This window comes from Hyphomonas jannaschiana VP2 (genome assembly GCF_000685215.1).
Lineage (GTDB): Bacteria > Pseudomonadota > Alphaproteobacteria > Caulobacterales > Hyphomonadaceae > Hyphomonas > Hyphomonas jannaschiana.
The window spans coordinates 72,840-79,022 of the sequence record NZ_ARYJ01000012.1 but is presented as its reverse complement, the minus strand read 5'-3'; the positions used below and the strand labels follow the sequence as shown (position 1 = coordinate 79,022).

Below are 6,183 nucleotides of genomic sequence, written 5' to 3'. Positions count from 1 at the left end.
CGCGCACCCAGATGGATGCGCGCGCCTTTGATGGGGAATGCCTGCCTATTCGTTCGAAGCAGAGAAGCCGAGCGCTTCCTTGGTCAGGGCCGACGGGTCTTCCATTTCCGCAACCGTCTGCATGACCAGCGGCTCAGCCGGGGCGAGCTTGATGGTCAGCGTCTTCGGATCGGACACGAAGCTGGAGAGCGCGGTGGACGCCTCGGTCAGCAGTTCCGGATCGATGCCGCTGCCGGCCGCCATCATCGGCGCCATGGCCAGCATGCCGGTCACCTGATTGCGCAGTTCCTGCGGGTCCTGGCCGGACTGGGCCGCATAGGCGTTGAAGGCGCGGTTGAGGAAACCGTCATCGTCCAGCGACAGTTCCATATTGTGCAGCACCATGTTTTCGAGCGTATCGCCCAGCACGGCGGCCGGATCGTCCGACTGCTCGGCCTGGGCAATCGCCTTCGCACCGGCAAACTTGGCGCCGAAATCGATGCGGAAGCCATCTTTCAGCGCCCAGTAGTTCTGGCCCTTGGCATAGGTGGTGATGTCGGTTTCCGGCTCATAGGTCTGGTAGCCAGCCCCGGTCAGTTCCAGCGACTCATAGCCGAGCATGGCGAGCTGTCCGGCGAGCTGTTCGCCATATTTGCCTTCATCCGTGGTGAGAGAAACCTTGAACGGCTCCGTCTTCACGGCGACGACCGAGTCTTTCTTGTCGTGGCCCACAGCAGAAACCAGTTTCGGCATGTCGATCTTCACACCGGCCAGGTCCATGTTGAAGCCGTTGATGGCCAGCGACTCATACCCCGGATTGGCCGGGTCCTGAGACGCGAGGTTCATCATCTGGGAGACCTCTTCCGGATCCGCCGCGTCTTCCGACGCATCGGTCAGCAGGCCGAGATCCGCCCCGCGCAGTTCGATCGAGGCGAGATTGAACTTCATTTTGGCGTCTTCCGACGGGTCGAACATGTCGAAGGTCATGCCGTCGAGCTTCATCAGCGCAGCGGTCTGTTCCTTCAGGCCGGTGACCTCGATATGGCCGACCGTGAACGTGCCCTGCTCGCCGTTCGGATTGTCGATGCGGAAGTCGACATCATTGATGGCCCATTTGTCGAATGCCAGGGCGTCGCCTTCCGGCAGGTCGGCCACTTCATCCTCGGAGAACAGGCTGGCCACCCAGGCCGCCGTTTCCGGCGACGGGTTGACCAGTTCGATCGAGCCGATCTTGCCGGAGCCGGTCTCGGCCTCTTCCGGATCCGTCGGCACAAAGCTCACATCGCTCATCAGGAGGCGCGAGAAGGTGGCCTGGCCATCCTTCATGGCGAGGCCTTCGAATTCCATTTTCGCGGCCTTGAGATCGGCGCCGTCGAGGTCGAAGGAGTCTTCATCGGCGTCGAAGCTCATGCCTTCGCCGTCGTCCTCATCGTCACCGGCGGAGACCAGGGTCACATCGGTGAAGACAGCCGTGGCGCCCTTCAGGTCACGCCCGTCCCAGCTGACATTGCCCGAGCCGGAAGTTTCCAGGGACATGGCGGCCAGCGCGGCCGCAGCCGTGCCTGCATCCCCTTTTTGGACCGAGATGGACGGGATCTTGGATTCCGAGAAGACAATGCCGGAGGAATCGGCAACGTCTTCCGGCTTGTCTTTCTGCCCGCAAGCCGTAAGCATGGTGATGGCAGCAACGCCCGTCAGCAAATATTTCATATGTTGGCCCTCTGAATAAATGGGTATGTGAATGCACGCACAACCGGCGTTAGAGCGGAAGTCTTAGCAATGACCTACAACAATGGCCAGACAATGACATTCCGCGCCCCAAACGGGCAGCGCGTTCGTGTCCGGTTTGAGGTGAATGCCAAGGCCCGGCGCCTGATTCTGCGCCTGGATGAACGCCGCCGGGAAGCCGTCGCGGTGGCTCCGTCACGCCGCCAGATCAAGGATGCTGTCGATTTTGCAGCAGAACGCGCCGACTGGATTTCGATGCGCCTGCAGCACCTGCCGGAGCCTGTCCGCTTCGAGGAAGGCGCCATGATCCAGTATCGCGGCGCCCCGCTGCAACTCACCTCCGAAGGCGAGGGACGGATCCCGAAAATCTGGCCGGAAGACGAAAATTCCCCGAGATTACTGAGCGTTCCGGGAGATCCGGAAACCATGGACCTGCGCGTGATGCGCTTCCTGAAGAAGCAGGCGAGGGCCGATCTGACCCGCGCGGTGAAGCGCCACTGCACGACACTCGGCGTCACCCACAAGAGCTTGTCGGTCAAGGATACGCGCTCACGCTGGGGCTCGTGCACCCATGATGCGCAATTGTCCTTTTCCTGGCGCCTCATCATGGCGCCGCCCGAAGTGCTGGACTATGTCGCGGCGCATGAGTGCGCCCACATCCTGGAAATGAATCACTCGCCAAAATTCTGGGCGCAGGTGTCAAAATGCTGCCCTGACTGGAAGCATCACCGTTCCTGGCTGCGCACTCATGGGGCAGGCCTGCAGGCCGCCGGGGAATAATCCGCACAAAAACAATCCCATGCGCCGGACCACCCCGTTCGGGATGGCCGTCACGCCGCCAGGCACAAAGTCAGAGACCTGAATCCGGATTCAGCACTCAGATTGAATGTGAACTCAGCTATCAGACGCCGCTGGCGGGCTCAGCCGCAGCTTCAGCGGCCTCCACGGCCGGCGTCTCCGCCTCGCGCCGCGGGCCGAAGCTGATCAGGACCACACCCTCGCCGCCCTTCACCTCACGGTGGGGCCCAAGGAAGTTCAGCGCGCCGTCCGGGCGGAGTTCGGCAACGATGTCGGCTTTCGGCCGGTCGCGTTTGAAATGCTCGATGTCATACGTATCGGTCAGGCGCGTCTTGGAGAATTCCCAGCCGCGATAATGGTCGCGGATCAGGCTGTCATAGGAGCGGCCGCGGCGGATCAGCGTGCGCCCGCGGGTCGACAGGCCAAGCGTGCGGTGATCGTCCTCTTCCGTTTCCTGCGCGGAGAGCTGGAAGACTTTGTGGCGGCCAAGTTCCGGCGCGAAATGGCTGGAGACCAGCGCATTGTAAGGCTCGTTGGCCGAGAGGCCGAGCACCTGGTCGAAGGCTGAATGGTCGAGGCGCACTTCAGCGTCTTCCGAGAGGACCTCGCCGAAGAAAGTGCTGAGACCGGCTTCGCGCGCGGGGCGCAGGCGTCGCCAGGTATTGTCAGCCAGGATCGGCTCGATGCCGATGTCCTTCAGCGTGCGGGCAAAGTCGATACTCCACGGATTGACGCCGACCAGCAGCACGCCGGGCCGCTCCTTGCGGGCGAGGCCCAGCCGCCGGGCCAGCGGGCCGATGGTAAAGCCGTGCAGCACGACCGTGGTGAAAACCATGGCAAAGGCCAGCGGCGTGATCTGCTCGGCGCCGGAGAAGTAGAATTTCGAGTCGCCCTGGCGCCCCAGATCGTAGAGCAGGGTCGCGAACAGGCTGGAGACGGCCACGGCGACCACACCGCGCGGCGCGATCCAGCCAAGCAGCAGGGCCTCGTTCCGCTTCAGCGTGCCAAAGGTGGAGATCCAGACCGAGAGCGGCCGCACCACGAACAGCATCACCACCAGGAACAGCAGCGTGTTCCATGTGAGCGCCCGGCCGATCACATCCGGCGTCAGGTTTGCGGTGAGGATCACAAACACGCCGGACACGAGCAGCACGGCGATGTCTTCCTTGAACTTGCGCAGCTCGTTCAGGCCCGCAAGGCGGGAATTGGCCAGCGTCATGCCGTAAGCGGTGACGGCGACGAGGCCGATTTCCTTCTCGATCATCTCGGCCATGGCGTAGCAGAGGATGATGGAGGCGAAGATGATCGGCGCTTTCAGATATTCCGGCGTCCAGCCCTGGCGGAAGGCGCGCACCATGCCGAGGCCGAAGGCGATGCCGAGGGCGACGCCCAGCGCTGCGGCAAAAACGATCATCGTGCCCTTGCCGAGAATGGACTCGCCTGTGGCGGCCACGCGGATGATTTCAAACCCGGCAACCGCAAACAGGGCGCCGATCGGATCGTTGACGATCCCCTCCCATTTGAGGAAGGCCCCTGCCCGGCCGCCCAGCTTTGACTGGCGCAGCAGGGGCATGATCACGGTCGGCCCGGTAACCACCATCACGCCTGCAAATACAACGGCGCTGCCCCAGTCGAGCCCGGCGGCGTAGCGCGCCGCGAACGTGCCCAGCAGCCAGGCCAGCGGCCCGCCGAGGAAAACCATCCGGCGCACGGCAGCGCCGGCTTCGCGCAGGGATTCAAATTTCAGGACAAGCCCGCCCTCGAACAGGATCACGGCCACCGCCAGAGAAACGATCGGGCGCAGCAATTCCTTGCCGCCGCCATTGAACACGCGCTGCGGGTCCAGCAGCGGATGACCAAAAATGACGGCCCAGAGCGGACCGACGGCAAGGCCTGCCAGCGCCATCAGCACGATGGCCGGCGCCTGCAGACGCCAGGCGAGCCATTGCGCGCCGATGCCAAGCGCCCCGATCAGGGCGCAGGCAAAGATAAGCTCGCTTGACCCCGCACTCGCCAGGGCAAATTCAAAGCCGTTCATGTATGCCCCATTTCAGGTGATGCCCCAGCGGAAACCTAAACGTCCTGCTGGCTCGTGTCATCTGCGAAGTCAAAGCCGATCACACGGCTACCGTATTCGCCATTCTTGTAGCGTTCGATCTGGTCGGTAAACCAGTTCAGAATGTGGGAATAGATGTGATCATAGAAGGGCAGCTGGGTCTCGAAGCTGAGCGGCAGCTTGAATTCGTATTCCGCACCGTCCTCGATGCTGACGAAGAAGGTCTCCCCCACTTTCCGGCACTGCATGGTGACGCGCAGCCAGTCATTGCCGCGCGAGAGGCGCACAGCCAGGCCGAAAGCGACCGGCGAGAGCGGACGGAAGCCGCGCGGCGCCATGGAAAAGGCGGCATCGCCATAGGCTTTCGGCTCGAACTGGCCCTTCGGCGGCACCAGGTAGACGCAGGTCATCTCGCCCATGCCGATATAATCGCACAGGCCACCACGGATCTGTTCGGCGAGCCCGCGGATCCGGTCGTAATTCTCGGCGGCCAGCGCCTGATAGGTCTCAACTGTCTCGACCAGCTTGTCTAAACGGGACATGGCTGCGGGTCTCCAGATATGCGGAAGAATGGGGTGCTGGAACGGATATTAGGGCGCCAGCGGTTTTCCTTCAAATTGCAGTGTCGCGGCCAGCGGACAATGGTCCGAAGCCTTCGGCTCGCTCCAGCCTACGCCAGGAAAACGCGCCCCCTCATAACGCCGCGCGCGGAACGGGGTTCCACCGCGAACGATGCGTACGTGTGGTCTCGGATTGCGCAGCGCAAGAGCCGGAGAGAGGAAGATATGGTCCAGTGCGCCATAGGTGTCGTCGCCGCTGTAGTGATGGGTCCACCGGTCATAGGGGTCAGCGATGGCGTGCGTGGCGAGATCGACGGCGAATCCGTCATCGATCAGCGGTCCCAGGCCATGATCGTGCAGGGCCTGCCCGTCCCGTTCGAAATAGTCGTTGAAATCGCCGAGGATCACCCATTCGGCAGCGGCCGGGTCTGGGAAGCGACGCTGGATCAACAGCCGCACGGCCTGCGCCTCGGCCTGGCGGATCGCACGGGTCTTGCGGCGCCCGCCGAACATCGACTTGAAATGACAGATGAAAAGCGTCAGCACGCGCCCGTCCTTCAGGATGTCCGCCTCAAGGCAGTCCCGCCGGAAGGCATAGTCGTTGACGCTCAGTCCATTTGGCGGCTTCAGCCCCAGGCGGCCATAGGTCTCCCGCGCATGACTGCGATAATGGATCACCGGCAGGCGCGACAGGAGGCCGACATCGATGCCGCGGGTGTCATTTCCCTCCAGCAGGACGCGCTCGTCGAACACGCCGGCGGACCAGCGCGACAGGTAGCGCGTGTCGAAGGCCGTCAGGGTGACGAGGTTCTCCACCTCCTGCAGGGCGCAGACTTCGGCCTGCGTGGCACCAAGCGCCTCGGCGGTCAGCGTCCGGTCATCCTCGGAGAGCACGTTGAAAACGGAATCCACCTGCGCGGCGACCGTGGCATCGTCGACTTCCGTCAGCCGCTCACGCGCCCGCTTGATGCCCGCATGGGCAAAGTCGCAGCGCATCATCAGGTTTTCGCAATTGAACGTGGCGAGGCGAAGTTCAGGCATTGCGGGGAGTGTTCAGGTGCG

At 63.0% G+C, this 6,183-nt stretch carries 5 protein-coding genes; 1 reads left to right on the top strand and 4 read right to left on the bottom strand.

Features of this window, described 5'->3' with window-relative positions; translation table 11 throughout:
• Nucleotides 1-45: 45 nt before the first annotated feature.
• Nucleotides 46-1,689 (bottom strand): hypothetical protein, encoded by a 1,644-nt coding sequence (locus HJA_RS15260; protein WP_035583790.1) that lies wholly within the window; start codon nucleotides 1,687-1,689, stop codon nucleotides 46-48.
• A gap of 69 nt (nucleotides 1,690-1,758) precedes the next feature.
• Here HJA_RS15260 and HJA_RS15255 point away from each other — a divergent pair, with 69 nt between their 5' ends.
• Nucleotides 1,759-2,487, top strand: coding sequence for a M48 family metallopeptidase (locus tag HJA_RS15255; RefSeq protein WP_035583789.1), 729 nt, complete (start codon nucleotides 1,759-1,761; stop codon nucleotides 2,485-2,487).
• 121 nt (nucleotides 2,488-2,608) lie between these two features.
• Here HJA_RS15255 and HJA_RS15250 read toward each other — a convergent pair whose 3' ends face one another.
• Genes HJA_RS15250 through HJA_RS15240 form a run of 3 tightly spaced genes read right to left on the bottom strand, consistent with a single transcriptional unit; the run spans nucleotide 2,609 to nucleotide 6,162 of the window.
• Nucleotides 2,609-4,543, bottom strand: a complete 1,935-nt coding sequence (locus HJA_RS15250) for a cation:proton antiporter (RefSeq protein ID WP_051597763.1) — start codon at nucleotides 4,541-4,543, stop codon at nucleotides 2,609-2,611.
• A gap of 35 nt (nucleotides 4,544-4,578) precedes the next feature.
• Nucleotides 4,579-5,103, bottom strand: coding sequence for a hypothetical protein (locus HJA_RS15245; RefSeq protein WP_035583788.1), 525 nt, complete (start codon nucleotides 5,101-5,103; stop codon nucleotides 4,579-4,581).
• 48 nt (nucleotides 5,104-5,151) lie between these two features.
• Nucleotides 5,152-6,162, bottom strand: a complete 1,011-nt coding sequence (locus tag HJA_RS15240; protein WP_035583787.1) for an endonuclease/exonuclease/phosphatase family protein — start codon at nucleotides 6,160-6,162, stop codon at nucleotides 5,152-5,154.
• Between the last annotated feature and the right edge of the window lie 21 nt (nucleotides 6,163-6,183).

Coding starts and splice junctions, on each gene's coding strand:
- HJA_RS15260 (WP_035583790.1), bottom strand. CDS start 1,689: ATGAAATATTTGCTGACGGGCGTTGCTGCCATCACCATGCTTACGGCT.
- HJA_RS15255 (WP_035583789.1), top strand. CDS start 1,759: ATGACCTACAACAATGGCCAGACAATGACATTCCGCGCCCCAAACGGG.
- HJA_RS15250 (WP_051597763.1), bottom strand. CDS start 4,543: ATGAACGGCTTTGAATTTGCCCTGGCGAGTGCGGGGTCAAGCGAGCTT.
- HJA_RS15245 (WP_035583788.1), bottom strand. CDS start 5,103: ATGTCCCGTTTAGACAAGCTGGTCGAGACAGTTGAGACCTATCAGGCG.
- HJA_RS15240 (WP_035583787.1), bottom strand. CDS start 6,162: ATGCCTGAACTTCGCCTCGCCACGTTCAATTGCGAAAACCTGATGATG.